We start from the raw sequence: 25492 nt of genomic DNA, 5'->3' as shown, positions 1-25492 counted from the left end.
GGCGGGGCGGTGAGCCGGGGTGTGGGCTTGGCGCTGCGTGGTTGGCCGGATCCTTGCCGTGAGGGGAGGGACAGAGGAAGAGGGGCGGGCCCCTGCGCACGCCTCGTCGCGTACGTCGGTGCCCGCCCCTCGTCGGGCGGCCGCGGGACTGTCAGGTCACCCCGCCGCCCGGCTCTCGGCGCCCGTGCCGGCCACGGGCGCGAACTTGTCGAGCAGGCCCGGGTTCTTCTTCAGCCAGCCGCGGACGGCGTCCTGCTCCTTGCCCTTGCCCGCGCTCTGGATCTCCGCCTCCAGGCCGGTGAGCTGCTTCTCGGTCATCGAGAAGTTCTCAAGCCACTTGCCGACCTCGGGGTTGTCGGCGGCGAAGCCCTTGCGGGAGAGGGTGTGCACGCCGTCGCCCTTGCCCCAGGCGCCGCGGGGGTCCTTCAGCTTCTTCAGGCCGTACTCGCTGTACGCCCAGTGCGGCGACCAGAGGGTGACGACGATCGGGGCCTTCTCGGCGTAGGCCCGCTTGAGCTCGGCGAGCATCGCCGGGGTGGAGCCGTCGACGACCTTGTAGTCGTCGAGGCCGTACTCCCCCAGAACCTTGTCCTTGAGCAGGCCCATCATCCCGGCGCTGGGCTCGATGCCGGTGATCTTCCCGCCGAACCGCGCGGACTTGCCCTTGAGGTCGGCCAGCGTGTTCACGTCCTTCATGTAGGACGGGACGGTCAGCTCCAGGGAGGTGGGGCCGTACCACTGCCCGAGGTCGTCGAGCTGCTTGCCGTACTTCTTCCAGTACTCGGCGTGGGTGGTGGGCAGCCAGGAGTCGGTCTGGAAGTCGATCTGGCCGGTGGCCAGGCCCGTGTAGAGGGGGCCGGCGGCGTACTGGGTGGTCTTGACGTCGAACCCGCGTTCCTCCAGCAGCTCCTTCCACAGGAACGTGGAGGCGATGCCCTCGTCCCACGGGATGTAGCCGATGGTGATCTCCTTGCCCTTGCCGACGTCGGCGGCGGAGGCCTCGGCGGTGCCGGCCTTCGGGCCGAGGACGCCCATGCCGCCGGCGACGAGCGCGAGCGCGGACACCCCGGCGAGGGCCACGGCCGGGCGGGGACGGTGGGTCCACACCGTCGTACGGGCCTTGGCGGCGGCGCGCCGGCCGAGGGGGGAGATGCGGGTGCCCAGGGCGCCGGTCATGCGGTCCAGGTAGATGGCGAGGACGACGATGCCGAGGCCCGCCTCGAAGCCGAGGCCGATGTCGAGCTGGCCGATGGCCTCGTTGACGGCGCCGCCGAGGCCGCCGGTGCCGACCATGCCGGCGATGACGACCATGGACAGACCGAGCATGATCACCTGGTTGACGCCCGCCATGATCGTCGGCAGGGCGAGCGGCAGCTGCACCCGCAGCAGGGTGTCGCGGGGCGTCGTGCCGAAGGCCTCGGCGGCCTCGACGAGCTCGGCGTCGACCTGGCGGATGCCGAGTTCGGTCATGCGCACGCCGGGCGCGAGCGCGAAGATCAGGGTGGCGACGACGCCCGCGGGGACGCCCATGCCGAAGAAGAGGATCGCCGGGATCAGCAGCACCATGGACGGCATGGTCTGGAGCAGGTCCAGGACGGGCCGCAGGGTGGCGCTGACCGTCCTGGAGCGGGCGGCCCAGATGCCCAGCGGGACCGAGACCACGAGGGCGATCACGGTGGCGACGAGCACCAGGGACAGGGTGGACATCGCCTCCTCCCACAGGTCGAGGGAGTCGATGAGCGCGAACCCGGCGAAGCCGAGGACGCCCGCGACCGAGCCGCGCAGCCACCAGGCGAGCACGGCGAGGATGCCCGCGAGCAGCAGCGGCTGCGGGGCGGTGAGCACGGCGTCGAGACCGTCGTACATGCCTTCGACGACGGTCTTGACGGCGTCGAAGAGCCAGGACATGTGAGCGACGAGCCAGTCGACGCCGGAGTCGACCCAGTCGCCGAGGTGGAGCCTAGGCATGGGCGGCCTCCTTGCCGGCGGCGGGCGCGCTGTCGCAGCGGGCCTCGGTGTCCCGTTCGTCGCCGATGAAGGCGACGAGACGCCTGCGCGGGACCACGCCGACGAGGGCACGCTCCGCGTCGAGCACGGCGACGGGGTGGGGGACGCGGGCGCTGAGCGCGCACAGCTCGGTGAACGGCGTGTCGACGGTGGCGGTGGCGCAGCCGCAGTCGGCCTCGTCGCCGCGGACGTCGGCGTCCATGACGGCGGCGGCGGTCAGCACGCGGGAGCGGTCGACGTCCTGGATGAAGGAGGCGACGTAGTCGTCGGCGGGCCGCACCAGGATGTCCTCGGCGGTGCCGGTCTGCACGATGCGGCCGTCGCGCATGACGGCGATGCGGTCGCCGAGGCGCATGGCCTCGTTGAGGTCGTGGGTGATGAAGACGATCGTCTTCTTCAGCGTCTGCTGGAGCGTGAGCAGCTGGTCCTGCATGTCGCGCCGGATCAGCGGGTCCAGCGCGCTGAACGACTCGTCCATGAGGAGCAGGTCGGCGTCGGTGGCGAGGGCGCGGGCGAGGCCCACGCGCTGCTGCATGCCGCCGGACAGCTCGTCCGGCCAGGACTTCTCCCAGCCGGCCAGGCCGCACAGCCGCAGCGCCTCGGCGGCGCGTTCCTCGCGCTCGGCGCGCGGGACGCCCTGGACCGCGAGGCCGTAGGCGGCGTTGTCCAGGACGCTGCGGTGCGGGAAGAGCGCGAAGTGCTGGAACACCATGCTGATCTTGTGGGCGCGCACCTCGCGCAGCTCGCGGTCGCCGAGCGCGGTGAGGTCCTGCCCGTCGAACAGGACGCGTCCCGAGGTGGGCTCCAGCAGTCCGTTCAGCATGCGCAGCAGCGTGGACTTGCCGGAGCCGGACAGGCCCATGACGACGAAGATCTGGCCGGGGTCGACGGCGAAGGAGGCGTCGATGACGGCGGCCGTGGCGCCGTCGCCGCGCAGCTCCTCACGGTCGGCTCCGCCGCGGAGCCGTTCGACCGCCTCGTCCTGTCGTCTGCCGAACACCTTGTACAGGTGCTCGGCCTCAAGCCTGGGGTTCACACATACCTTCTCGCACAGGGGGCAGGGGGGAGGTGGCGCCGAAGGCCGGCAGGCCCTGCCGGGGCCGGGGCCCTTGGCGGTCGCGAACGGTTGAACACGCAACCGGCGTCACTTCGAGGCCGCGCCTGCCCTGGCCGAAGCGGTGCAAACGCGCCAGTGGGCCAGTTCACAGGCCCTTCACGGCCGAAACCGACCCCTTCACACCCGGACGGGCACGCCGCAAAGACCTCTTCACACCCGGACGGGCACGCCGCAAAGACCTCTTCACACCCGGACGGGCACGCCGCAAAGACCTCTTCAGGCCGTGCCGGGCGGGTGAACGCGGGCACTTCAGGGCCACGCGCGTGCGGCATGATGCGTGCGTGACCGGACAGCTGATGCTCCTCGACACCGCCTCGCTCTACTTCCGTGCCTATTTCGGCGTCCCCGACTCGGTGAAGGCGCCCGACGGCACGCCGGTGAACGCCGTGCGCGGGCTGCTGGACTTCATCGACCGCCTGGTCAAGGACCACCGGCCGGACCAGCTCGTCGCCTGCATGGACGCCGACTGGCGGCCGGCCTGGCGGGTCGGGCTCATCCCCTCCTACAAGGCGCACCGGGTCGCCGAGGAGCACGCGGCCGGCCCGGACGAGGAGGAGGTCCCCGACACGCTCTCCCCGCAGGTCCCGGTCATCGAGGCGGTTCTCGACGCGCTCGGCATCGCGCGCGTGGGAGTGACGGGGTACGAGGCGGACGACGTGATCGGCACGTTCACCGCGCGGGCGACAGGCCCGGTGGACATCGTCACCGGCGACCGCGACCTGTACCAGCTGGTGGACGACGCGCGCGGGGTGCGGGTGCTGTACCCGCTGAAGGGCGTCGGCACGCTCCAGGTGACGGACGAGGCGTGGCTGCGCGAGAAGTATGGGGTCGACGGCCGCGGGTACGCGGATCTCGCGCTACTGCGCGGCGACCCGAGCGACGGCCTGCCGGGTGTCCCCGGCATCGGCGAGAAGACCGCGGCCAAGCTGCTGGCCGAGTTCGGCGATCTGGCCGGGATCATGGCCGCGGTCGACGACCCGAAGACCAAGCTCACGCCGTCGCAGCGCAAGCGGCTCGACGAGGCACGCGCGTACGTGGCGGTCGCGCCGAAGGTGGTGCGGGTCGCCGCGGACGTCGCGCTGCCGGACGTGGACGTCACGCTGCCGCGCGCGCCGCGGGAGCCGGAGACGCTGGAGGCACTGGCGCGGCGCTGGGGCCTGGGCGGCTCGCTGCAGCGGCTGCTGACCACGTTGGGCTCGTGAGTGTCGCCGTCACCGTGAGGATGCTAACTTAGGTAACCCTAACCATATCTGCAGGGAGGCCGTCATGGCAGAACGCCCGGCACGCAGGCCGCGGAAGCCCCACTCCGCGCAGGTCGTTCGGACCGAACGGCTCACCCCGCACATGCAGCGGGTCGTCCTCGGCGGCGCGGGCCTCGCGGAGTTCGAGCTCGGCGGCTGCACCGACCACTACGTGAAGCTGCTGTTCGGCGCCGAGGGCGTGACCTACCCGGAGCCCTTCGACCTGGAGCGCGTCCGCGCCGAGTTCCCCCGCGAGCAGTGGCCCGTGACCCGGACGTACACCGTGCGCCACTGGGACGCCGAGCACCGCGAGCTGACGGTGGACTTCGTGCTCCACGGCGACGAGGGCCTCGCCGGGCCGTGGGCCGCGCGCGTCCAGCCGGGCGAGACCGTCCACTTCATGGGCCCCGGCGGCGCCTACGCCCCGGACCCGGCCGCCGACTGGCACCTGCTGGCCGGCGACGAGAGCGCCCTGCCCGCGATCGCGGCCGCCCTGGAGTCCCTCCCGGCCGGCGCCGTCGCCCACGCCTTCATCGAGGTGGCCGGACCCGAGGAGGAGCAGAAGATCGACTCCGACGTGGAGGTCGTCTGGCTGCACCGCGGCGACCGCCCCCTGGGTGAGAAACTCCTCGAAGCCGTCCGCGCCCTGCGCTGGCCCGAGGGCCGCGTGCACGCCTTCGTCCACGGCGAGGCCGCCACCGTCAAGGAGCTGCGCCGGCTCCTGCGGGTCGACCACGCCGTCCCCCGCGAGGACCTCTCCATCTCCGGCTACTGGCGTCTCGGCCACAACGAGGACGGCTGGCAGGCCGCCAAACGCGAGTGGAACGCGCGCGTGGAAGCGGAACAGGAGACCACGGCCCCGGCCGCGTGACCTGGCGGCTCAATCACCCCTCACCCGCGCGTGGAGGTGCATGTCGTGCCAGCCGTCGGGATGCAGGACGGCGCTGCGCTTGGTGCCCTCCAGGGCGAAGCCCGACTTGACGGCTACGCGGCAGGACGCGGTGTTGGCCGTGGCGTGCAGGAGTTCCAGGCGGTTGAAGCCGACGTCGTCGAGCGCCCAGCGGGACAGCGCGACCGTGGCACGTGCCGCGACGCCCCGCCCCCGGGAGGCGGCCGTGGTCCAGTAGGCCGTCTCGGCCACACCGTCGGCCAGGACGATGTCCCGCAGCGCCACCCGCCCGAGCAGTACGTCGCTGTCGGCGTCCACGACGGCCCACTGCGCGGCGCTCTCCTCGCCCCAGGCGCGTGTCCACTCCCCGATCCAGCCGGCGGCCTCCTCCACCGCGTCGCAGGCACGCGCGTGCCACTGGTGGATGAGCGGGTCCTGGAAGGCGGCGTGGACGGCGGGCGCGTCCTCGGCCCGCCACGGGCGCAGGACCAGACCGTCGCCGGTGGGGAGCACGGGCTGCGGGATGCGGGCGAGCGTTCCGGCGGGCAGGACCGGGCGGGTGAGATACGGCATGATCCGCATCCTGCCAACGGCCCCCGCCCCGTCCAACGGGTTTTCCCGCCGCCCCGCCCGCCGCGCACCGCCGTACCCTTGACCCCGATGAGACGCCGCACCCCTCCCCCGCCCTCGCCCCTGCCGCAGCGGGACGGCGTCGATCCGGTGCGGGTGCGGCTGCCGGGCGGGGACGGCGGACGCTGGGCCACCGTGCGCGAGCACCTGAGCGAACGGTTCGGCGCGGCCCGGGCCGGCCTCGTCGACCAGATGTTCTCCGCGGGCCTGATCGTCGGCGCCGACGGGCGGGCGGTGCCCGCGGACACGGCGTACGCGCCGGGGATGTTCGTGTGGTTCCACCGGGAGACTCCCGTGGAGACCCCGGTGCCGTTCCCCGTGGAGATCGTGCACCGCGACGCCCATCTCGTCGTCGCCGACAAGCCGCACTTCCTGGCCACCACCCCGCGCGGCAGCCATGTCACCGAGACCGCGCTGGCACGGCTGCGCCGCGAGCTGGGTGTTCCCGCGCTCGGCGCCGCCCACCGGCTGGACCGGCTCACCGCGGGACTGGTGCTGTTCACCGTCCGCCCCGACGAACGCGGCGCCTACCAGAGCCTGTTCCGCGACCGGCGCGTCCGCAAGGTGTACGAGGCCGTCGCCCCCTACGACCCGTCGCTCACCCTGCCCGTCACCGTGCGCAGCCGGATCGTCAAGGAACGCGGCACGCTGACCGCCCGCGAGGTGCCGGGCGAGCCCAACGCCGAGAGCCTCGTCGAGCTGATCGAGCACCGGCCCGCCGACGGCCTCGCCCGCTACCGGCTGACGCCCCTGACCGGGCAGACCCATCAACTGCGCGTCCACATGACCTCGTTGGGCGTCCCCCTCCTCGGCGACCCGCTCTACCCCGAGGTGACCGACCCCGTCCCGGCCGGCGACTTCCGCCGCCCGCTGCAACTGCTCGCCCGTGAGCTGGAGTTCACCGACCCGCTCACGGGGATGGAGCACCGGCTGCGGAGCCGGCGGACGCTGGCCGCCTGGTCGTCGTACGACGACTGGACGGCAGGCGAGCGCGGTCAGTAGCCGCGCCACCAGACCAGGAACCGACGCCAGGCGCCGGCGGCTGTCCCAGGCCGGGCCGGCGCCCCAGCCTCCTGGGCGGGTGCGGCAGCCGCTGTCGCGCCCTGCGTTGCCGCGTCTTCCGCGGCTCCGGCCGGCCCCGTCGCGGCGGCCCCCGACGGGGCGGTGGCCCGTGTCGTGGCCGGCGGGATCATCGGCAGGCTGTCGCGGGGTCGCGGCACCTCACCGTGCGTCGGCTGGACGATCACGTCCTGCTGCGGCCTCGGCTCGAAGTGGACCGGCAACCCCACCAGATGCCGTGACGCGATCGACGTGGTCCAGCGCAACTCGCTCTCGTCGCACTCCAGTTGGACGTCCGGCAGGCGCGCCAGCAGCGCGTCGACGCCGACCTCGGCGATGGCACGGCCGATGTCCTGCCCGGGGCATTCGTGCGGGCCTCCGCCGAAGGCGAGGTGCGAGCGGTTGCCCTGCATGTTCGCGGACAGGTCGGGCCGCACCCGGGGATCGACGTTGCCCGGCGCCGGCGCGAAGAGAAGGCCGTCGCCCCTGCTGATGCGCTGTCCGCCCAATTCCGTGTCCTGCTTGGCGAAGTAGGCGAACACCGTACTGAACGGCGGTTCGTCCCAGAGGGACTGCTCGACCGCCTCCGGCACCGTCATCTGCCCGCCGCTGAGCCGGGCGAGGAACCGAGGGTCGGTGAGGACCATGCGCAGCGCGTTGGACAGCAGGTTGACCGTGGCTTCGTAGGCGGCGAACAGCACCAGCCGCAGATGTTCCCTCACCTCGTCGTCGCTCAGCCCCGCCGGGTGCTTGACGAGATGGCCCGCGAAGTCCGCCTCCGGCCGGGCCCGCCGCAGAGCGGTGAGCCGGGTGAGCGCCTCCATGACGTAGGCGTGGCTGGCGATCGCCGTCTCGGAGCCCTTGAGCGCGTCACGGGCGGCGTGGACCATCCGGTCGCTGTACTCGTCGGGCATGCCGAGGATGTGGCACATCACGGCCATGGGAAGGTGCTCGACGAACTGGCCGATCAGCTCCGCCCGCCCCTTCTCGCAGAAGTCGTTGACCAGCCGCTGGGAGGAGCGGTTGATGTACCGGCGCAGACTGCGGTCGTCGATGGCCTTCAGCGCCGAGGTGACCGCGCCGCGCAGCCGCTTGTGCTCGTCGCCCTCGGCGTGGGCGCAGATCGGCTGCCACGCGATGTGCGGCATCAGCGGGTGGTCGGGCTTGACCATGCCGTCGAGCAGGGGCGTCCAGGTACGGCTGTCCCGGCTGAACTGCGAGGGGGTGCGCACCATGTGCAGGTTCTCGGCGTGGCCGAGGACCACCCACACCGGCACGTCGTCGTGGAGCAGGGCGGGCGCCACCGGGCCGTGCTTCTCGCGCAGCTCCTCGTAGAGCTCCTTCAGGTCCTGGGCGCCGGGACCGTACAGCCGCGTCAGCCCTCCGGGGCCGCGTCCGTGCGCGGGGCAGCCGGGGGGCGCGTCGAGGGCCGGACCGGGGCCGGCGTCCGGGGCCAGGTCGGGAGGGCCTGCCGTGGAGGGGTTCTCAGGCGTCACTGGGATCGCTCCGGAAAAGGGGGGGATCGAGTCGGGGTCGGGGTCGGGGCGGGAGGCCACGGCAGGGCGCCGCGCGGCTCAGCGGAGGCTGCCGCTCAGCTGCAGCGACTGCAGGAAACCCACCAGCGTCGTCAGCACGTCACGGCTCGAGGCCCGGCGCCGCACGTCGCACTCCACGATCGGCACGTAGGGCGGCAGGTCGAGCGCGACGCGCAGGTCCTCCACGGGGTGACGGGGGCCGTCGGGAAAGTTGTTCACGGCGACGACGAAGGGCACGCAGCGCTCCTCCAGCCGCCCCATGACCTCGTAACTGACCTCCAGGCGGCGGGTGTCGAGCAGGACGACGGCGCCGAGCGCGCCCTCGAACAGGCCGTCCCACAGGAACCAGAAGCGCTCCTGGCCCGGGGTGCCGAAGAGGTAGAGCACGACCTGGTCGGTGATGCGGATACGGCCGAAGTCCATCGCCACGGTGGTGGCCGTCTTGGAGTCCGAGCCGTAGTCGTCGTCGACGCCGATGCCGGCCTGGGTCATGGTCTCCTCAGTGGTCAGCGGCCTGATCTCGCTGACCGAGCCGACCATGGTCGTCTTGCCGACGCCGAAACCGCCCACGATGACGATCTTGGCCGCCGCCTGGATGGTGTCCGGCAGACAGTCCTCGGCGCGCGGGCCGGGGATCGCGTCAGAGCCGTTGAAGTCCATGCATCACCGCTTCGAGGAGGGAACGGTCGGGTAGCTGCTGCCGGACGATCGGGTCGCGCGCGTGCACGAGGTCGGCGGCCAGCATCTCGGTGAGGAGCACCGTCACCACGCTGAACGGCAGACCGAGGTAGGCCGACACCTCGGCCACCGCGAGCGGGGCCCGGCACATCCGGAGCACCGCGAGCTGCTCCGGGGTCGCGGAGGAGGGCGGTTCGGCCCGCGTCACGATCAGCGTGACCAGGTCGAGGGGCGCGCGTTCGCCGTCGCCGGCCGAGATGGTGTACAGCCGCTCGACGTGCTTGTCCGCCTCGCCGTCGCCCTCCGCCTCTTCCGGCTCCCCGGCGGGCGGTTCGTGCGGCAGCGGTGGCCGCCGGTGGCGTCGCGAAGGCGTCATACGCTGTGCCCGTCACGCCGGGGCGGACTGGTCAGATGGGCGCCGATGCGCACCACGAGGTCGCGCATCATGCCGCTCATCCGGCCGGGCTCGCAGCGCACGTCGGCGAGGACGGCGAGGTAGGCGTTGGCGCCGGCGGCCATCAGATAGAAGTAGCCGCCCTCCATCTCGATCACGACGAGGTTCATGTCGCCGTCGGTGGAGGGGATCTCCTGGGCGACGGCGCCCGCCAGGCTCTGCAGGCCGGCGCAGGCGGCGGCGACCCGGTCGGCCGCGTCGGGGTCGCCGGCGTAGCGGGCCAGGCGCAGACCGTCGGAGGAGAGCACCACGATCATGTGGATGCCCGGGACGCCGCTGTAGAGCTCCTTGAGCATCCAGTCGAAGTTGGCGCGCTGCTGGATCACGTGGGGTCCCCCTCGTCGTCGGCCCGGTTCTCGGCCTTGTCCTCGATCAGGTGCAGATAGGCGGTCGGATTGCGGGTGAAGTCCGTCGGGTGGACTCCCGGGTTGTCCTTCTTCAGGCCCTCCCAGAAGGCCTCGAACGCCACTCCGGGTTCGGACCGTTTCCGCTCGGACTTCCGCCTGGCCGCCGCCTCCTCCTCGGCGCGGGCCGCCTGCGTCCAGACGTCCGGGGTGCCCTCCCGCTCGAGGCGCTCGGACTCGGCCGCCTCGGCGTAGCGCTGGGTGAGCGGGGTCTTCACCTTGCTGCGGCGCTGCGGCAGCCCCTTCTCCGTCCACTCGGTGATCTCGGGGACCTCGTCGTCGGTCAGCGAGACCCCGGCGGGGACGCGAGGGCTGGTGGGGCGGCGCTTCTTCGGCGCGCGCTTGGGGCCCTCGACGGCGTCGTACAAGGTCATCTCGGGTACGGCGGTGGCGCCGATGCCGTGGGCGAAACCGGGGGCCGGGTCGGTGGTCATCATCTCGCTCGGCACCATGAGCACCGCCCGGACGCCGCCGTACGCCGACTTGCGCAGCGCCACGTCCAGGTTGAAGGAGGTGCACAGCCGGCCGACGACCGCGATGCCCAGGCGCGGGTTCCCGCCCAGCTCCTGGATGTCGACGCCTTCCTTGGCCTTCTCCAGCATCTCCTCGACCCGGGCGCGGGACTCCTCGCTGAGGCTGACGCCGGCGTCCTCGATCTCGATGGCGATGCCGGTCTGCACCTCGACGGCGTTGACGTTCACCTTGCTCTGCGGAGGTGAATAGCGGGTGGCGTTGTCGAGCAGCTCGGCGAGCGCGTGGATCAGCGGCTCGACGGACAGGCCCCGGATGTTGACCTTGGCGATGGAGTTCAGCTGGATGCGCCGGTACTCCAGGATCCGGGACATGCCGCCGCGCAGCACGCTGTACAGCGGCACCGGCCGGGGCCAGCTGCGGCCGGGCCGGCCGCCGCCGAGCACGCCGATGGAGTCGGCGAGACGGCCGATCATCGCGTTGCCGTGGTCGATGCGCAGCAGGTCGTCGAAGACCTCGGGGTTGCGCCCGTGGTCCTCCTCCATCTCCCGCAGTTCGTCGGCCTGCTGGTGGACGATGGCCTGGACGCGCCGGGCGATGCTGACGAACGAGCGCTGGTTGGACTCACGCAGCGACTGCTCGTGGTCGACGGCTTCCAACGCCCCCAGCAGGAGGGCCTTCTGCGCCTCGTTGAGGTCGCGGGCGGAGGGCTCCGTGTCCTGGAGGTGGCGGACCACCTCGACGGGGGAATGCCCGCTGCGCATCCACTTCACCGTCCGGGGCAGGAACTCCCGCGCCATCCGCAGGTTCAGCTCGTCCTGGGCGTAGATCCGCCGCTCCAATCGGTCGACGCGCTGGTCCTGTTCGACGCGCAGTCGCCGAATGCGCCTGCCGCGGCGGGCGCATTCTGCGCCGGCGGCGGTCACCAGGAGGGTGGCGACGGCTCCGCACACGCCGACGGCGAGCCGCGCCGGGGCCGCGACCAGGGCGACGGCGGCCCCGGTCGCCGCGGCCATCAGTATCACCGGCAGCAACAGCGTTCGGGCGTACGCCGGTTCACGGCGGCCGGGTGGGGACTGAACACTCACCATAGAGGCACCCTCGGTAGGGACATGTCGGAGTCTTCGGAACATTCGGGAACAAGCGCACGATCACCCCTCAACTCGGTGCGCCGCGGGCGAGCCTAGTCCGACCGGATCAACGCCGCGTCACATTCGGCAACCGCCTGAAACCGCAACGGCACCTGGAGTAACGTCGGCGATTTAAACCCTCAGCGCCCAGTCGAACACAAGCAGTAACGCAGACAGGGAAAACGAAAAGCCTCACCCGCGAGGGGTGAGGCAGGGGCCCAGCGCACCGACGTCACGACAACTCACGCAAGGGGCGCGGGGCCGTCCCGATGTGCGGCTCCGCCGCGCGGGCGCGACCAGCCACCACCTCCCCGCGCCCGCCGACGCACCATCACCCCACGGACGAGTAGGCCACGACCCCCCGCAGCAACTGGTCGACGGCCTTACGGGCAGCCCGAGCCACCGTGGAGCCCTCCCGCGAAGGAGCCGCCGCCGCGATCTGCCCCAGCACGTCGATCACCTGCTTGCACCACCGCACGAAGTCCCCCGCCGGCATCTCCGCCTCCCGGAGCACCTCGTCGAGCCCCTTCCCCGAGGCCCACATGTACGCGGCCCAGGCGAAGCCGAGGTCGGGCTCGCGCTGGCCGACGCCCTCGGTCTGGGAGATGCGGAACTCCTCCTCCAGGGCGTCCAGCCGGCCCCAGATGCGCACCGTCTCGCCGAGCGCGGCCTTCGCCTTGCCGGAGGGCAGCTTGGGCGCCATCGCGTCGTCGCCCACCCGGGCCTCGTACACCAACGCCGAGACGCACGCGGCGAGTTCCTCGGGGGCGAGCCCCTCCCAGACCCCGGCGCGCAGACATTCGCTGGCCAGCAGGTCCAGTTCGCCGTAGAGCCGGGCGAGCCGCTTGCCGTGCTCGGTGACCTCGTCGCCGCGCAGATAGTCCAGCTCGGTCAGCAGCGCGACGATCCGGTCGAAGGTGCGGGCGATGGTGTTGGTCCGCCCCTCGATACGGCGCTCCAACTGCGAGGTGTCGCGCAGCAGTCGGTGGTAGCGCTCGGCCCAGCGGGCGTGGTCCTCCCGGTCGGAGCAGCCGTGGCAGGGGTGGGCGCGCAGCGCGGTGCGCAGCCGGGCGATCTCGCGGTCGTCGGCGGCCTGGGAGCGCTTCTTGCGGGCCCGCTCCGGTGTGATGTGCCCGGCCTTGCTGCGCAGCGCGGAGGCGAGGTCCCGGCGGGACTGCGGCGAACGCGGGTTGAACGTCTTGGGGATCCGCATCCGGTCCAGTGCCTCGACCGGCACCGGGAAGTCCATCGACGCCAGCCGCTTGACCTGCCGTTCGGCGGTGAGCACCAGCGGGCGCGGCCCGTCGTGGTGGTCGAAGCCGCGGTGGCCGTTGGACCGGCCGGCGGGCAGGCCGGGGTCCAGCACCAGGGCCAGGCCCGCGTACTTCCCCGTGGGGACGTGGATCACGTCGCCCGGCTTGAGCTTCTCCAGCGCCACCGCCGCTTCGGCGCGCCGCTGGGCGGCGCCCTGCTTGGCCAACTCGGTCTCGCGGTCCTTGAGTTCACGGCGCAGGCGCGCGTACTCGTCGAAGTCGCCGAGGTGGCAGGTCATGGAGGCCTTGTAGCCCTCCAGGCCCTCCTCGTTGCGCTGCACCTGCCGGGAGATGCCGACGACCGACCGGTCCGCCTGGAACTGTGCGAACGACGTCTCCAGCAGTTCCCGCGAGCGGTGCCGCCCGAACTGCTCGACCAGGTTGACCGCCATGTTGTACGACGGCTTGAAGCTGGAGCGCAGCGGATAGGTGCGGGTGCCGGCGAGTCCGGCGAGGTGGTCGGGGCTGGAGCCGCGCTGCCACAGCACGACGGCGTGTCCCTCGACGTCGATGCCGCGCCGGCCCGCGCGGCCGGTGAGCTGGGTGTACTCGCCGGGGGTGATGTCGGCGTGCTGTTCGCCGTTCCACTTGACGAGCTTCTCCAACACCACCGAGCGGGCGGGCATGTTGATGCCCAGGGCGAGCGTCTCGGTCGCGAAGACGGCCTTCACGAGGCCGCGCACGAACAGCTCCTCGACGACCTCCTTGAACGTCGGCAGCATGCCCGCGTGGTGAGCCGCTATGCCGCGCTCCAGCCCCTCAAGCCACTCGTAGTAGCCGAGGACGTGCAGGTCCTCGCGGGGGATGGCGGCGGTGCGCTCCTCGACGAGGGCACGCACCCGTGCCCGGGCCTCGTCGTCGTTGAGGCGCAGTCCGGCGTACAGGCACTGCTGGACGGCGGCCTCACAGGCGGCGCGGCTGAAGATGAACGTGATGGCGGGCAGCAGCCCCTCGGCGTCGAGCCGTTCGATCACCTCGGGCCGGCCCGGGGTCCACACCCGCGAGCGCTGCCGGCGGTCGCGCTCCCGGTCGGCCTCGCGCATCCGGCCGCGCCGGCGGTCCTGGTAGGAGGGCCGGCTCGCCTCCATGCGGGCCAGCCGCGTGAGGTCGGGGTTGACGGCCTTCTTGTGGCCCTCGCCCTCCTCGAACAGGTCGTACATGCGCCGCCCGGCCAGCACGTGCTGGAACAGCGGCACGGGCCGGTGCTCGGAGACGATCACCTCGGTGTCGCCGCGGACGGTGTCCAGCCAGTCGCCGAACTCCTCGGCGTTGGACACGGTCGCGGAGAGCGAGACCAGGGTGACCGACTCGGGCAGGTGGATGATCACTTCCTCCCACACCGCGCCCCGGAAGCGGTCGGAGAGGTAGTGCACCTCGTCCATCACCACGTATCCGAGCCCGAGGAGGGTCTGCGAGCCGGCGTACAGCATGTTCCGCAGCACCTCGGTGGTCATCACGACCACGGGGGCGTCGGAGTTGACGCTGTTGTCGCCGGTGAGCAGGCCGACCTTGTCGGCGCCGTAGCGTCGGCACAGGTCGGAGTACTTCTGGTTCGACAGCGCCTTGATGGGTGTCGTGTAGAAGCACTTCTTGCCCTGCTGGAGGGCGAGGTGGACGGCGAACTCGCCGACGATCGTCTTGCCCGAGCCGGTGGGGGCGGCCACCAGGACGCCCTTGCCCGCCTCGAGCGCCTGGCACGCCTCGACCTGGAAGGGGTCGAGACCGAAGTCGTACATCTCGCGGAAGGACGCGAGCGCGGTGGCCTGCTCGGCCGCGCGCCTGCGCGCAGCCGCGTACCGCTCGGCCGGTGAGAGGTCCTCTGTCATCGTGCTTTCGAGCGTACCGGGCGTCACTGACAACAGGACGATCATTATCCGGATCTACCCTCGACAAACATATGATCCGTGCAGGTCAGGTGAGGGTGCGCTGGGCACGGCGAAGGGCCGGACGGAATCCGTCCGGCCCTTGTCACCGCGTCGGTGGTGCGTCAGGTGACGTCGTCGTAGCCGTTGACCCGTTCCCGGGAGGTCTGCTCGGGGAGGGCGCGGGCGGCCGGCACCTGTTCGATCTCGCCGATGTCCTCGGGGGTGAGGTCCAGCTCGGACGCCTCGTCGTCGGCGGGGCCCTCGGCTTCCCGCAGTCGCCTGCGCCGGTCGTTGAGCAGGGCGAAGCCGGTGGCGAGGAAGTACAGCGCGATGATCGGCGCGGCGAGCGACAGCATCGAGACCGGGTCGACCGTCGGCGTGGCGAAGGCGGCGAAGACGGTGACGCCCATGATCATGCCCCGCCACCAGCCCAGCATCCGGCGGCCGCCGATCATCCCCGTCATGTTGAGCATGACCAGCAGCAGGGGCAGCTCGAAGGAGAGCCCGAAGACGATCACCATGCGGGTCACGAGGTCGAGCAGTTCGTCCAGCGGCAGAAGGTTGACCGCCGACGACGGTGTGAACTCCAGCAGCACGGTCGCCGCCGCGGGCAGCACGTGGTACGAGAACCAGGCGCCCGCGAGGAACAGGGGGACGCCGCTGGCCACGAAGCCGTAGGCGTACTTCCGCTCGTGCTTGTGCAGGCCGGGCGCGACGAACGCCCAGAGCTGGTAGAGCCACACCGGGCTGGCGATGACCACGCCGGCGGTCAGCGACACCTTGATCATCAGCGTGAACGGACCCATGAGGCCCGACATCGTGATGTTGCCGCAGACCCCGTCGCCCTGCTTGGCCAGCTCGGAGAACGGCGTCGAGCAGCCCACCGACCTCTGGATGGGCTCGGTGAGGAAGTCGATGATGTCCTGGTAGTAGACGGCGGCCACGACGGCCGCGATCACGATGGCCAGGACCGACTTCCCGAGCCGGTTGCGCAGCTCACGAAGGTGCTCCACGAGGGGCATCCGCCCCTCGGGGTCCTTCTGCTGCTTGCGGGCAGACTTGAGCAACCCACGTCCTCATCTCGTGCGGCGAGCCGGTGGCGTCCGGCCCGGCGTCAGCGCTTGGTGGTGTCCGTCGGCTCGTTGACCGGACGTGAGCTGGTCACGTCGCCGGGGGCGGCCTGGATGGTGCGCTGCGAAGCCTGGTCGCCGGGGTTGGGCGGACCCGCCGGAGTCGCCGTGCTGTTGCCGTCTTCCTTCATCGCCTTGGCCTCGCTCTTGAGGATGCGCGCGGACTTGCCGAGCGAGCGGGCCATGTCCGGAAGCTTCTTCGCGCCGAACAGCAGGATGATGACGACGAGGATGAGAATGATCTCGGGGGCGCCGAGCCTTCCGAACATAAGTCTTTACCTTCTCACCGAGGCGGCTGGGTGGGGGTGCTGTGTCCGACCGATCGGACATGTGTCCGAACGATCGGGTCGTCAGCGATCGTAACGCTCAGGGGTGAACGTGAGGCAATCCCCGTGCGTACTCCCGGTCGCGGTCCCGGCCTCGTTTTCGGGACCACGACCAGCAGCGTACCTGCCTCAACCGCCGCGCCGGGAGGCCGAACCGGCCCAAAACACGTCCCGGGCGGCACTCACAGGAACGGTCCGCCCCGCTCACAGGGAGTCCGCGGCGCGGGCTGCGCTCAGCGACGCCCGCTCGAGCTCCTCCGCCGCCCTGCTGATACGGCGGGCGGAGTCCTCCACCTGCCGCCCCAGACACTGCGCTTCCAGGAACACCCGCACCGCGAACACCGCCAGTACGACCAGACCCAGGAACCCCACGGCTACCGCGAACATCGGCCAGAACATGCCGCTGAGCCTAGACCGTCCTACGCCGTGTGGAGCCGCAGGGTCCGTACGCCGCCGCCTGTGAGCAGCTCGACGATCCGCTCCCCCGCGGGCTTGCGCACGGCCGCGCCGCAGTCGGGGCAGGTGAAGGAGTAGAACGTGGTGCGGCTGGACGCCCCGAGCACCAGGCGCAGCGCACCCGCCGCCAGCTCGAAGCGCCCCCGGCAGTCCGGGCAGCCGGCCCGGAACACCACGGGGTCGGCGCTGCGCATCCCCGCGAAGGCCGCCGCCACGGAGACCCCTCGGCCCCCGGGCTCACTCAAGACCCCGCCCCCCGGCGCCGCCGGTCGCGAGGCCCGCTCCCCGTGCTCCCCCCGCCCCGGCGCCACCCGGGCCGACGACGGCCGCCGCCCCGAGGACCGCCTCACCGACCGGACCGGCGCCCGGTCCGCCCGCCGGTTCACCGGCCGGAGCGTCGGTCTGCTGGGGGGTCCGCGCGGTGGCGGTCACGCCGTCGCCGGGCGACGGGCGGCGGGCCGTCCCGGCGGACGCCCGCGGCGAGTCCTGCGCCTCGGCGCCCTCGTAGGCGGCGAGGGCCTCGCGGGCCGCGTGGCGGGCGCTGTCGGCGAGGGCCTCCGGGGAGACGATCCGGCCGTCGCGGCCGAGGCGGAGGGCCAGACGGCGCAGCGACGCCGGGTCCGGTGTGCGCAGCGTGATGCGCAGGCCGCCGTCGGGGAGTTCCTCGGCGCTGTCGTGGGGGTAGTACTCGGCGACCCACCGGCCGCCGGGGCCGGTCTCGACGACGACCTCCGGGTCCTCGGCGGCCGGCTGCACCAGCGCCTCCGACAGGTCCCGCAGTTCGATCTCGGGCGGCGCGGACGGCTCGTCGAGGATGCGGATCTCGGCCACGCGGTCCAGCCGGAAGGTGCGGCGCGCCTCCGAGCGGCGGCACCACGCCTCCACGTACGTGTGGCCGACGCTGACCAGGCGGATCGGGTCGATCTCCCGCTCGGTGAGCTCGTCGCGGGCGGGCGAGTAGTACCGGATCCACAGCCGTCGCCGCTCGGAGATCGCGCGGTCGACGTCGGCGAAGACGCCGCCCTCGGACTCGAACGTCACCGACAGCCGGGAGCTGGCGCCGGCCGCCTCGCCGGCCGCGGTCTCCACCTTCGCCGTGGCCCGCAGCAGCGCCTGGCGGTCGCCCTCGCGCAGCCCGGGCAGCGTCGCCACGGCCCGCGCGGCCACCAGCAGCGCGGTCGCCTCGTCGGCGGCCAGCCGGAGCGGCTCGGCGGCCTCCGCGCCCAGCGCGGCGGGGTTGTGCCACCAGATGCGCTCGCCGTCGGTGTCGATGTCCAGGAGGTCGCCGCCCCTGAAACTGGTGCCGCACATGGGCAGCACGTCGAGGTCGCAGACCAGTTCGTCCTCGGTGATGCCGAAGGCGCGCGCGACGTCCTCGATGCGCGCGCCGGGACGCTCACGCAGATACGTCACCAGCGAGAGCATCCGCCGGGTCTGGTCGATGGCGTTCGCGGGCCTGACCGGTTTGCCTGCCACAGTTCTCTTCCGCTCCCCCTCAGCCCATGGCCACGGCACGCAGCCGGTCCACCACGTCGGCCCGCAGCTCCGCGGGCTCCAGGACCACCACGTCCGGTCCGAACTCCACCAGCCACGCGTCCAGCCCGTGCCCGTACGGAATCTCCAACTCGTCCCAGCCGTCCCCGAGTTCCCGGACCGCCGTGGCCTTCGCCCGCAAGGGGTACCCGGCGCCCTTGCGCAGCCGGATCCGCGCGCTGCGGTCGGCGCTCTCCCCCGCCCAGCTCGCGACGGTCTCGCGGACGGTGACGACGTCGGGGACGGGGGCGGTGAAGCGGCCGCCGCGGGAGCGGACCTTGCCTGTGATCCTCGACAGCCGGAAGACCCGCTCGGCGCCCCGGTCGCGGTCGAAGCCCGCCAGGTACCAGTGGCCGCGCCAGCACTCCAGCGCCCACGGCTCGACGTGCCGGGGCTCGGGGCGGGCGGCGGTGGCCTTGCGGTAGTCGAAGACGACCGGGCGGCGGTCGCGGCAGGCCAGCATCAGCGGCTCGAACGCGGCCTCGTGCACGGGGATGCGCGGCTCCAGCGCGCCGTGCGCCTCGTAGGGGTCGACGTCCTCGGGGAGTCCGGCGGCGCGCAGCTTCTGCAGGGCGCCGCTGGCCGCCCCGGCGAGCCGGGCCTGCTGCCACACCTTGGCGGCCAGCCCCAGCGCGGCGGCCTCCTCGGCGTCCAGGGTGATCGGCGGGAGGCTGTTGCTGTCCCGGCGGGCGAGGTAGCCGACCTCCCCGTCCAGGCTCTCCACCGTCTCGATGACGAGGCCCAACTCGCGCAGGTCGTCCTTGTCGCGCTCGAACATCCGGTTGAAGGAGTCGTCGCTCCCCGCTTCCAGGTAGGCCTCGACGGACTCACGCAGCTCGCGCTTGCTGAGCGGCCGCCGTGTCCCCAGCAGGCACAGCGCCAGGTTCATCAGCCGCTCGGCCTTGGCAATGGCCATCGACGCCCTTCGCCTTCCTTATGGTGCTTCTGACGGATGACCGTACCGCTCCGCGGCGCCCCGGCAAAAGCCGAGAGCCCATGCCCGGACAGGCATGGGCTCCAGATGATCACGATCGGTCACGCAGTGATCGACCGGGACGTCGTGCGCGGCTCAGACCCCGAGCAGGTCCACCACGAAGATCAGCGTCTCGCCGGGCTGGATCGCCGGGGTCGGGCTCTGGTTGCCGTAGGCGAGGTGGGCCGGGATGGTCAGCTGACGACGGCCGCCGACCTTCATGCCCTGCACGCCCTGGTCCCAGCCCTTGATGACACGGCCGCCGCCGAGCGGGAACCGGAACGGCGTACCGCGGTTCCAGCTGGCGTCGAACTCCTCACCGGTGCTGAAGGCGACACCGACGTAGTGCACGGTGACGGTCTGGCCGGCCTGCGCCACCTCGCCGTCGCCCTCCCAGATGTCCTTGATCTCGAGGTCCGCCGGGGGCTCGCCGCCCGGGAAGTCGATCTCGGGCTTGTCGATGCTCACGTCTAACGCTCCTGCTGTTTCGCGGAAAGGCAACGCCCCAGTCTTACATCACGACGGCGTCACATCTTCGCGAGGATGTCCACCGTGAACACCATCGTGGAGTCCTTCTTGATGCCGCTGCCCGCCGGCGGGCTGTCGCCGTAACCCAGCGACGGCGGGATCACGATGACGACCCGGCTGCCCACCTTCTTCCCGGTCAGCCCCTGCGACCAGCCCTTGACCACGTTCTGCAGCGGGAACGACGTCAGCTCGCCCCGCCCGTACGTCGAGTCGAACGTCTTGCCCGTCTCCCACAACACGCCCTGGTACTGGACCAACAGGGTGTTCTCCGCCTTGACCACCTCACCGTCGCCCTCGATGACGTAGTTCGACACGAGCCCCTTCGGCGGGCCGGACTTCGGGATCTTCACCGAGGGCGCCTTGCCGTCCGTGTTCGTGCCGATGACGGGCAGCGCCGCGTCCGTCTGCGGGACATCCTTGCCCTCGGCGGAGCTCTTGGCGTTGAACGTGGCCTCCAGGTCCACCACGAACACCAGCGTGTCGGTGCCTTTGATGCCCGCCTGCGCGTTGCCCTCCGTGCCGTAACCCCAGGTCGGCGGGACGGAGAATTCCACGCGGCTGCCCGTCTTCTTCCCCGACAGCGCGTACCGCCAGCCGTCGATGATGCTGCCCTGCGCCAGCTGGATCAGCAGCGGCGTCTTACGGTCGTAGGAGTTGTCGAACACCTTCGCGGTGGACCAGATCTGCCCCAGGTAGTTCGCCTGGACCCAGTCGTTCTCCGCGACCGCGCGGCCGCCGCCCGCGATGACCGTCCTGACCGCGAGCTGGTCGGACGGCTCACCGGAGCCCTTGGCGACCGTCGGCTTCTCACCGAACTTCACCCCCGCCGTGATGGCCGGCAACGGCCCGTCGACGATCTTCGGCGACGGCGCCGCCGAAGGCGCCGAGGCGGAAGGCGACGCGCTGCCGTCCGCCGCGCTCGACGAGTCGGACTCCTCGTCGCCGCATCCGGCGAGCGAGACCAGTCCTGCGGGGACGGCGGCGAGAATGAGTGAGCGTCGGCGCACGGTGAGGGCCTCGTAATCGGTCGATCTTGCTGATGGCGTGCGCGCTACCTTACTGACACCCGCCCGCCGATCCGAGGCTCACGCGACACGGCAAGGGCGCCGTACGCACCACGCACGACGCCCCACACACGCTCCGCCCCAGGCCACAGGGGGCGCAACGCATCCGCTCACATTCCCGCGATCAACTTCTCCACCCGGTCGTCCACCGAACGGAACGGGTCCTTGCACAACACCGTCCGCTGCGCCTGGTCGTTGAGCTTCAGATGCACCCAGTCGACCGTGAAGTCACGGCGCTGCTCCTGCGCCCGCCGGATGAAGTCACCGCGCAACCGCGCCCGAGTCGTCTGCGGCGGCACCGACTTGCCCTCGAAGATCTTCAAGTCGTTGCAGATCCGGGCCGCCTGACCCTTCTTCTCCAGCAGGTAGTACAACCCACGACGACGGTGGATGTCGTGGTAGGCGAGGTCTATCTGCGCCACCCGCGGATGCGACATCGTCATGTTGTGCTTGGCCCGGTACCGCTCGATGAGCTTGTACTTCATCACCCAGTCGATCTCGGTGCCGATCCGGTCCAGATCCTCCGACTCGATCGAGTCCAGCGTGCGGCCCCACAGCTCCAGCACCTGCTCCACGGTGCCCGTGCGGATGCCGCGGCGCTCGCAGAAGTCCACCGCCTTCTCGTAGTACTCCCGCTGCACCTCCAGCGCGGAGGCCTCACGGCCGCTCGCCAGCCGCACCTTGCGCCGGCCCGTGATGTCATGACTGACCTCGCGGATCGCCCGGATCGGGTTCTCCAACGTCAGATCACGCATCACCGTGCCCGCCTCGATCATGCGCAGCACCAGATCGGTCGCGCCGACCTTCAGAAGCATGGTCGTCTCGGACATGTTCGAGTCGCCCACGATCACATGCAGTCGCCGATAGCGCTCGGCGTCCGCGTGCGGCTCATCGCGGGTGTTGATGATCGGCCGGGAACGCGTCGTCGCCGACGACACGCCCTCCCAGATGTGCTCGGCACGCTGGCTCACGCAGTACACCGCCCCGCGGGGCGTCTGCAGCACCTTCCCCGCGCCGCACAGCAGCTGCCGGGTCACCAGGAACGGAATCAGGATGTCCGCGAGCCGGGAGAACTCCCCGTGCCGCGCCACCAGATAGTTCTCGTGGCAACCATAAGAGTTGCCCGCCGAGTCCGTGTTGTTCTTGAAGAGGTAGACGTCGCCCGCGATTCCTTCCTCGTGCAGGCGTCGTTCCGCGTCCACCAGGAGTCCTTCGAGAATGCGCTCGCCGGCCTTGTCGTGAGTGACCAACTCGGTCACGTTGTCACATTCCGGCGTCGCGTATTCCGGATGCGATCCCACGTCAAGATAGAGGCGGGCGCCGTTCCGCAGAAAGACATTGCTGCTACGGCCCCATGACACGACACGGCGGAAGAGGTACCGCGCCACCTCGTCAGGCGACAGGCGGCGCTGTCCCCTGAACGTGCACGTGACGCCGTACTCGTTCTCCAGCCCGAAAATGCGGCGGTCCATGACTGAACATTACGCCCGATCACCAGAACTGAAACGGGGTTCGACAACACGGTTCGGATCATTTTCCGATGAAGCCGCAACCACCCCGCCCCCCACCGGACGCGCCAGCACCCGCCCCCCGGCCAGCAGAACCGCCGACGCCACCGCACCCGCGACCCCCGGCACGGCGAACCCCCACACCGCACCACCCCGCTCCACCACCGGCCCCGCCACGCCCGTCCCCACCGACATCCCCACCGTGAACATCGTCACCAGCCACGAGAAGGCCTCCGTCACCGTCCCTCGCGGAGCGTGACGATCCACGATCACGAAAGCACAAGCCAACGCCGGCGCCAGAAACACCCCCGCCACCGCCGTCAACGCCACCATCGCCACCGCACCCGGCATCAGCAACAACGGCAGATAACACACCGCCAGCAGCCCCACCAGCACACGCAACCGCCGCTCCGGCACACCCGGCCACTCCCGCGCCCCGTACGCCAGACCGCCCACCAGCGCCCCCATACCCACCGCCGCCATCAGCCAGCCGTACACCACATCACCACCGTGCTCGTCCGCATACGGCACCGCGGCCACCGTGATCGAACCCAGCGCCACCCCCACGAACAGCAAAGCCCCCAACAGCACCAGCAGCCCCGGCGACCGCAGAGCACCGAGCCAGTGCGCCTCACGCGGCGCCGACCGCCACGCCCGCGAAGGCGCCGACACCACCACCGACAGCGCCCCCAGCACCCCGATCGCGTTGATGACCAGCAGCGCCACCGCCGGCGACCACAGCGACACGCACACCGTCACCAGCAGCGGCCCCACCGCGAACATCACCTCCTGCGCCACCGCGTCCAACGCGTACGCCGTGTGCACCTGGTCCTCCCGGCGCAGCACCGACGGCCACAACGCCCGCAGCCCGCCCTCCAGAGGCGGCGTGAACAGCCCCGCAGCCGCCACGGCCGCATACGCGAGCGGCAGCACCCCCGTGCCCGACAGGGCGAACCCCGCCATCGCCAGCGCCGACGCCAGCGCGGCCGGCAACTGCACCCTCGGCTGCCCGTACAGATCCACCAGCCGCCCCAGCAGCGGCTGACCGACCGCGTTGGCCACGCCGTACACCGCGGCCAGCGCGCCCGCCAGGCTGTACGCACCCCCCTCGCCCCGCACGAACAGCACGACCGCGATCGCCGCCGTCGCATTGGGCAACCGCCCCACGAGCGTGCCCGCGAGCAGCCGGGCCGCATGCCTCGCCCTGAGGATCTCGCCGTATCCCGCCGCCATCGAACCGCCTCAGTTGTACGTATAACCTCGTCCGTCATACGTACCATGTGCGCTGTTCACCAGTCCAGACGAAAGAGCAGGCCCACGGTGGCACGAGGCAACACCCGCCCCACAAGCCGCGACGTCGCCCAGGCCGCGCAAGTCTCCCAAGCCACCGTCTCCCTCGTCCTCGGCGACAAATGGCAAGGCCGCGTCTCCGCCACCACAGCCGAACGCGTACGCCAAGCCGCCCGCGACCTCGGCTACCGCCCCAACCTCGCCGCCCGCCACCTACGCCTCGGCCGCACCCGCACCGTCCTCCTCGTCGTCCCCGCCCTCACCACCGAATTCTTCGCCGGCGTCTACACCGGCGCCGCCCGCATCGCCGCCGAACACGGCTTCGGCGTCGTCCTCTACCCCTCACCCGAAGGCGTCGGCCCCGCCCGCGACCCCTTCGCCTCCGCCCAAGCCGCCCTCGACGGCGTCATCGCCTCCTCCATGGCCGCCGACGCCCTCACCGCCATCAGCGGCGACCAACTCCCCCTCGTCATGCTCGACAGCGACCCCGCCGCCCACCCCGCCGCGGCCACCGTCAACCTCGACATCGCCGACGGCATCCACCAGATCACCGACCACCTCCTCCACCTCGGCCACCGCCACTACCTCCACCTCGCCGCCGACATCCCCTCCTGGACCTTCCACCTCCGCGCCCGCGAACTCGCCGCCCGCCTCGCCACGACACCCGGAACCACCCTGCGCACGGCACCCGCCCCCATCTCCATCGACGGCGCCCTCACCGCCGCCCTCACCGCCCTGCGCAACCCCCACAACCGCCCCACCGCCGTCATCTGCGACGACGACAAACTCGCCGCCGGCGCCTACAAAGCAGCCCGCCGCCTCGGCCTGCGCATCCCCGACGACCTCTCCGTCACCGGCATCGACGACCTCGCCCTCGCCGGCGCCCTCGACCCCGAACTCACCACCGTCCACCTCGACGCCGAACTCTTCGGCGAACGCGGCATGCACGCCCTCCTCGCCGTCCTGGACGGCCGCACACCGGACGCGCAGGACATCCCCGTCCACCTCATCACCCGAGGCTCCACAGCGCCCCCACACACCCCCTGAAGGCCCCGGAAGACCCCACAACGCCCTGCGCCCCGGACGGCAGACCGACCGGGGCACAGAACAGGGCGACATCGAGCAGCACCGACGCCTACGAGTCGTCCTCCGACTCCTCGGCGCTCTCCGCCTCCGACACCGCACCACTCGACTCCAGCAGACGCGCCAGCTGACGCCCCACGATCCGCTTGAACTTCCGCTGCTGCGGCCGCGTACGATCCAGCACCGCCACCTCAAGACGCTCCGCCGGAATCTCCCGCTGCGTACCGTTGGTGTCCCGCGACAACGCCTGAACCGCCAGCTTCAACGCCTCGGCAAGACTCATGCCGTCCTGATGACGCTGATCCAGGTAACCGCTGATCTGCTCCGCGTTACCGCCCACCGCGACCGAACCGTGCTCGTCCACGATCGAACCGTCATGCGGCAACCGGTAGATCTGATCCCCGTCCGGAGTCTCCCCGACCTCCGCCACGACCAACTCCACCTCGTACGGCTTCTCACCCGCCGAAGAGAAGATCGTGCCCAACGTCTGCGCGTACACGTTCGCCAGACCACGCGCCGTCACATCGTCACGGTCATAGGTGTAACCCCGCAGATCCGCGTACCGCACACCACCGATCCGCAGATTCTCGTACTCGTTGTACTTACCGGCCGCGGCGAAACCGATCCGGTCATAGATCTCGCTGAACTTGTGCAGCGCACGGGACGGGTTCTCGCCGACGAACACGATCCCGTCGGCATACTGCAGCACGACCAGGCTGCGACCACGGGCAATGCCCTTCCGCGCGTACTCCGCACGGTCGGCCATCGCCTGCTGAGGTGAGACATAGAACGGCGTCGACACCGGTTA

Annotated in this window: 24 protein-coding genes; 4 read left to right on the top strand and 20 right to left on the bottom strand. The window is 71.3% G+C overall.

The annotated features are described in order from the left end of the window. Window positions 1-156 precede the first annotated feature (156 nt). Together EV567_RS26080 and EV567_RS26075 are read right to left on the bottom strand one after the other, a co-directional pair. Window positions 157-1968, bottom strand: coding sequence for an ABC transporter permease/substrate binding protein (locus tag EV567_RS26080; protein ID WP_130444265.1), 1812 nt, complete (start codon window positions 1966-1968; stop codon window positions 157-159). Continuing rightward, window positions 1961-3043: a glycine betaine/L-proline ABC transporter ATP-binding protein gene (locus EV567_RS26075; protein WP_130444263.1), complete on the bottom strand. Its 1083-nt coding sequence runs from the start codon at window positions 3041-3043 to the stop codon at window positions 1961-1963. Before EV567_RS26075 ends, EV567_RS26080 begins: the two co-directional genes overlap by 8 nt. Before the next feature lie 377 nt (window positions 3044-3420). On the opposite strand from EV567_RS26075, the gene EV567_RS26070 reads away from it, so the two are divergent. Continuing rightward, a complete protein-coding gene (locus EV567_RS26070) occupies window positions 3421-4326 on the top strand; it encodes a 5'-3' exonuclease (protein WP_130444327.1) in 906 nt (301 codons plus the stop codon). Window positions 4327-4390: 64 nt separating this feature from the next. Next, window positions 4391-5236, top strand: a complete 846-nt coding sequence (locus EV567_RS26065; RefSeq protein WP_130444261.1) for a siderophore-interacting protein — start codon at window positions 4391-4393, stop codon at window positions 5234-5236. A gap of 9 nt (window positions 5237-5245) precedes the next feature. Here EV567_RS26065 and EV567_RS26060 read toward each other — a convergent pair whose 3' ends face one another. After that, window positions 5246-5827 (bottom strand): GNAT family N-acetyltransferase, encoded by a 582-nt coding sequence (locus EV567_RS26060; RefSeq protein ID WP_165430490.1) that lies wholly within the window; start codon window positions 5825-5827, stop codon window positions 5246-5248. An 87-nt stretch (window positions 5828-5914) separates the two neighbouring features. On the opposite strand from EV567_RS26060, the gene EV567_RS26055 reads away from it, so the two are divergent. Beyond that, entirely contained in the window at window positions 5915-6886 is a 972-nt protein-coding gene (locus EV567_RS26055; protein ID WP_130444257.1) for an RluA family pseudouridine synthase, read from the top strand. Here the strand turns inward: EV567_RS26055 and EV567_RS26050 are convergent. The 16 genes from EV567_RS26050 to EV567_RS25975 form a co-directional block, all read right to left on the bottom strand. Next, a complete protein-coding gene (locus EV567_RS26050; RefSeq protein WP_407071623.1) occupies window positions 6880-8439 on the bottom strand; it encodes a cytochrome P450 in 1560 nt (519 codons plus the stop codon). The genes EV567_RS26055 and EV567_RS26050 overlap by 7 nt on opposite strands. A 78-nt stretch (window positions 8440-8517) precedes the next feature. After that, window positions 8518-9138: an ATP/GTP-binding protein gene (locus EV567_RS26045; protein ID WP_130444255.1), complete on the bottom strand. Its 621-nt coding sequence runs from the start codon at window positions 9136-9138 to the stop codon at window positions 8518-8520. Next, window positions 9119-9532: a DUF742 domain-containing protein gene (locus EV567_RS26040; protein WP_130444253.1), complete on the bottom strand. Its 414-nt coding sequence runs from the start codon at window positions 9530-9532 to the stop codon at window positions 9119-9121. Before EV567_RS26040 ends, EV567_RS26045 begins: the two co-directional genes overlap by 20 nt. Further along, window positions 9529-9936, bottom strand: a complete 408-nt coding sequence (locus EV567_RS26035) for a roadblock/LC7 domain-containing protein (RefSeq protein ID WP_130444251.1) — start codon at window positions 9934-9936, stop codon at window positions 9529-9531. The genes EV567_RS26040 and EV567_RS26035 overlap by 4 nt, the downstream gene beginning before the upstream one ends. Then, window positions 9933-11576: an ATP-binding protein gene (locus EV567_RS26030; protein WP_130444249.1), complete on the bottom strand. Its 1644-nt coding sequence runs from the start codon at window positions 11574-11576 to the stop codon at window positions 9933-9935. Before EV567_RS26030 ends, EV567_RS26035 begins: the two co-directional genes overlap by 4 nt. Window positions 11577-11946: 370 nt before the next feature. Then, on the bottom strand, window positions 11947-14799 hold the full coding sequence (locus tag EV567_RS26025; protein WP_130444247.1) for an RNA helicase: 2853 nt from the start codon (window positions 14797-14799) through the stop codon (window positions 11947-11949). A gap of 116 nt (window positions 14800-14915) precedes the next feature. Next, window positions 14916-15860 (bottom strand): twin-arginine translocase subunit TatC, encoded by a 945-nt coding sequence (gene tatC / locus EV567_RS26020; protein ID WP_130444245.1) that lies wholly within the window; start codon window positions 15858-15860, stop codon window positions 14916-14918. 47 nt (window positions 15861-15907) lie between these two features. Further along, window positions 15908-16192: a Sec-independent protein translocase subunit TatA gene (gene tatA / locus EV567_RS26015; protein WP_130444243.1), complete on the bottom strand. Its 285-nt coding sequence runs from the start codon at window positions 16190-16192 to the stop codon at window positions 15908-15910. 261 nt (window positions 16193-16453) lie between these two features. Further along, on the bottom strand, window positions 16454-16648 hold the full coding sequence (locus tag EV567_RS26010) for a hypothetical protein (protein WP_130444241.1): 195 nt from the start codon (window positions 16646-16648) through the stop codon (window positions 16454-16456). 20 nt (window positions 16649-16668) lie between these two features. After that, window positions 16669-16950 carry a hypothetical protein gene (locus tag EV567_RS26005; RefSeq protein ID WP_130444239.1) on the bottom strand — a complete coding sequence of 94 codons (282 nt, stop codon included), beginning with the start codon at window positions 16948-16950 and terminating at the stop codon, window positions 16669-16671. Beyond that, window positions 16943-18181 carry a YafY family protein gene (locus EV567_RS26000; RefSeq protein WP_242621004.1) on the bottom strand — a complete coding sequence of 413 codons (1239 nt, stop codon included), beginning with the start codon at window positions 18179-18181 and terminating at the stop codon, window positions 16943-16945. Before EV567_RS26000 ends, EV567_RS26005 begins: the two co-directional genes overlap by 8 nt. Before the next feature lie 19 nt (window positions 18182-18200). Continuing rightward, window positions 18201-19154, bottom strand: coding sequence for a YafY family protein (locus EV567_RS25995; protein WP_130444237.1), 954 nt, complete (start codon window positions 19152-19154; stop codon window positions 18201-18203). Window positions 19155-19307: 153 nt separating this feature from the next. Beyond that, entirely contained in the window at window positions 19308-19679 is a 372-nt protein-coding gene (locus EV567_RS25990) for an FKBP-type peptidyl-prolyl cis-trans isomerase (protein WP_015661657.1), read from the bottom strand. A gap of 59 nt (window positions 19680-19738) precedes the next feature. Next, on the bottom strand, window positions 19739-20746 hold the full coding sequence (locus EV567_RS25985) for an FKBP-type peptidyl-prolyl cis-trans isomerase (RefSeq protein WP_130444235.1): 1008 nt from the start codon (window positions 20744-20746) through the stop codon (window positions 19739-19741). A gap of 167 nt (window positions 20747-20913) precedes the next feature. Beyond that, window positions 20914-22275, bottom strand: coding sequence for a Pup--protein ligase (gene pafA, locus EV567_RS25980; RefSeq protein WP_030955459.1), 1362 nt, complete (start codon window positions 22273-22275; stop codon window positions 20914-20916). A 9-nt stretch (window positions 22276-22284) separates the two neighbouring features. Further along, the gene (locus tag EV567_RS25975) at window positions 22285-23544 is read right to left on the bottom strand and encodes an MFS transporter (RefSeq protein WP_130444233.1); all 1260 of its coding nucleotides are present in this window, start codon (window positions 23542-23544) and stop codon (window positions 22285-22287) included. 87 nt (window positions 23545-23631) lie between these two features. Between EV567_RS25975 and EV567_RS25970 the strand changes: the two genes are divergently transcribed. Beyond that, a complete protein-coding gene (locus EV567_RS25970) occupies window positions 23632-24648 on the top strand; it encodes a LacI family DNA-binding transcriptional regulator (RefSeq protein WP_165430489.1) in 1017 nt (338 codons plus the stop codon). 88 nt (window positions 24649-24736) lie between these two features. Here EV567_RS25970 and prcA read toward each other — a convergent pair whose 3' ends face one another. After that, the gene (gene prcA / locus EV567_RS25965) at window positions 24737-25486 is read right to left on the bottom strand and encodes a proteasome subunit alpha (RefSeq protein WP_130444229.1); all 750 of its coding nucleotides are present in this window, start codon (window positions 25484-25486) and stop codon (window positions 24737-24739) included. Window positions 25487-25492: the final 6 nt, after the last annotated feature.

Source organism: Streptomyces sp. BK239 (genome assembly GCF_004217285.1).
In the GTDB taxonomy this organism is placed as follows: domain Bacteria; phylum Actinomycetota; class Actinomycetes; order Streptomycetales; family Streptomycetaceae; genus Streptomyces.
This window is presented reverse-complemented; position numbering and strand designations above follow the sequence as displayed.

Bases quoted from the DNA above. Each gene is read 5' to 3' on its own strand.
- EV567_RS26080 (WP_130444265.1), bottom strand. From the start codon at position 1,968: ATGCCTAGGCTCCACCTCGGCGACTGGGTCGACTCCGGCGTCGACTGG.
- EV567_RS26070 (WP_130444327.1), top strand. From the start codon at position 3,421: ATGCTCCTCGACACCGCCTCGCTCTACTTCCGTGCCTATTTCGGCGTC.
- EV567_RS26065 (WP_130444261.1), top strand. From the start codon at position 4,391: ATGGCAGAACGCCCGGCACGCAGGCCGCGGAAGCCCCACTCCGCGCAG.
- EV567_RS26060 (WP_165430490.1), bottom strand. From the start codon at position 5,827: ATGCCGTATCTCACCCGCCCGGTCCTGCCCGCCGGAACGCTCGCCCGC.
- EV567_RS26055 (WP_130444257.1), top strand. From the start codon at position 5,915: ATGAGACGCCGCACCCCTCCCCCGCCCTCGCCCCTGCCGCAGCGGGAC.
- EV567_RS26045 (WP_130444255.1), bottom strand. From the start codon at position 9,138: ATGGACTTCAACGGCTCTGACGCGATCCCCGGCCCGCGCGCCGAGGAC.
- EV567_RS26040 (WP_130444253.1), bottom strand. From the start codon at position 9,532: ATGACGCCTTCGCGACGCCACCGGCGGCCACCGCTGCCGCACGAACCG.
- EV567_RS26030 (WP_130444249.1), bottom strand. From the start codon at position 11,576: ATGGTGAGTGTTCAGTCCCCACCCGGCCGCCGTGAACCGGCGTACGCC.
- EV567_RS26025 (WP_130444247.1), bottom strand. From the start codon at position 14,799: ATGATCGTCCTGTTGTCAGTGACGCCCGGTACGCTCGAAAGCACGATG.
- tatA (WP_130444243.1), bottom strand. From the start codon at position 16,192: ATGTTCGGAAGGCTCGGCGCCCCCGAGATCATTCTCATCCTCGTCGTC.
- EV567_RS26010 (WP_130444241.1), bottom strand. From the start codon at position 16,648: ATGTTCTGGCCGATGTTCGCGGTAGCCGTGGGGTTCCTGGGTCTGGTC.
- EV567_RS25995 (WP_130444237.1), bottom strand. From the start codon at position 19,154: ATGGCCATTGCCAAGGCCGAGCGGCTGATGAACCTGGCGCTGTGCCTG.
- pafA (WP_030955459.1), bottom strand. From the start codon at position 22,275: ATGGACCGCCGCATTTTCGGGCTGGAGAACGAGTACGGCGTCACGTGC.
- EV567_RS25975 (WP_130444233.1), bottom strand. From the start codon at position 23,544: ATGGCGGCGGGATACGGCGAGATCCTCAGGGCGAGGCATGCGGCCCGG.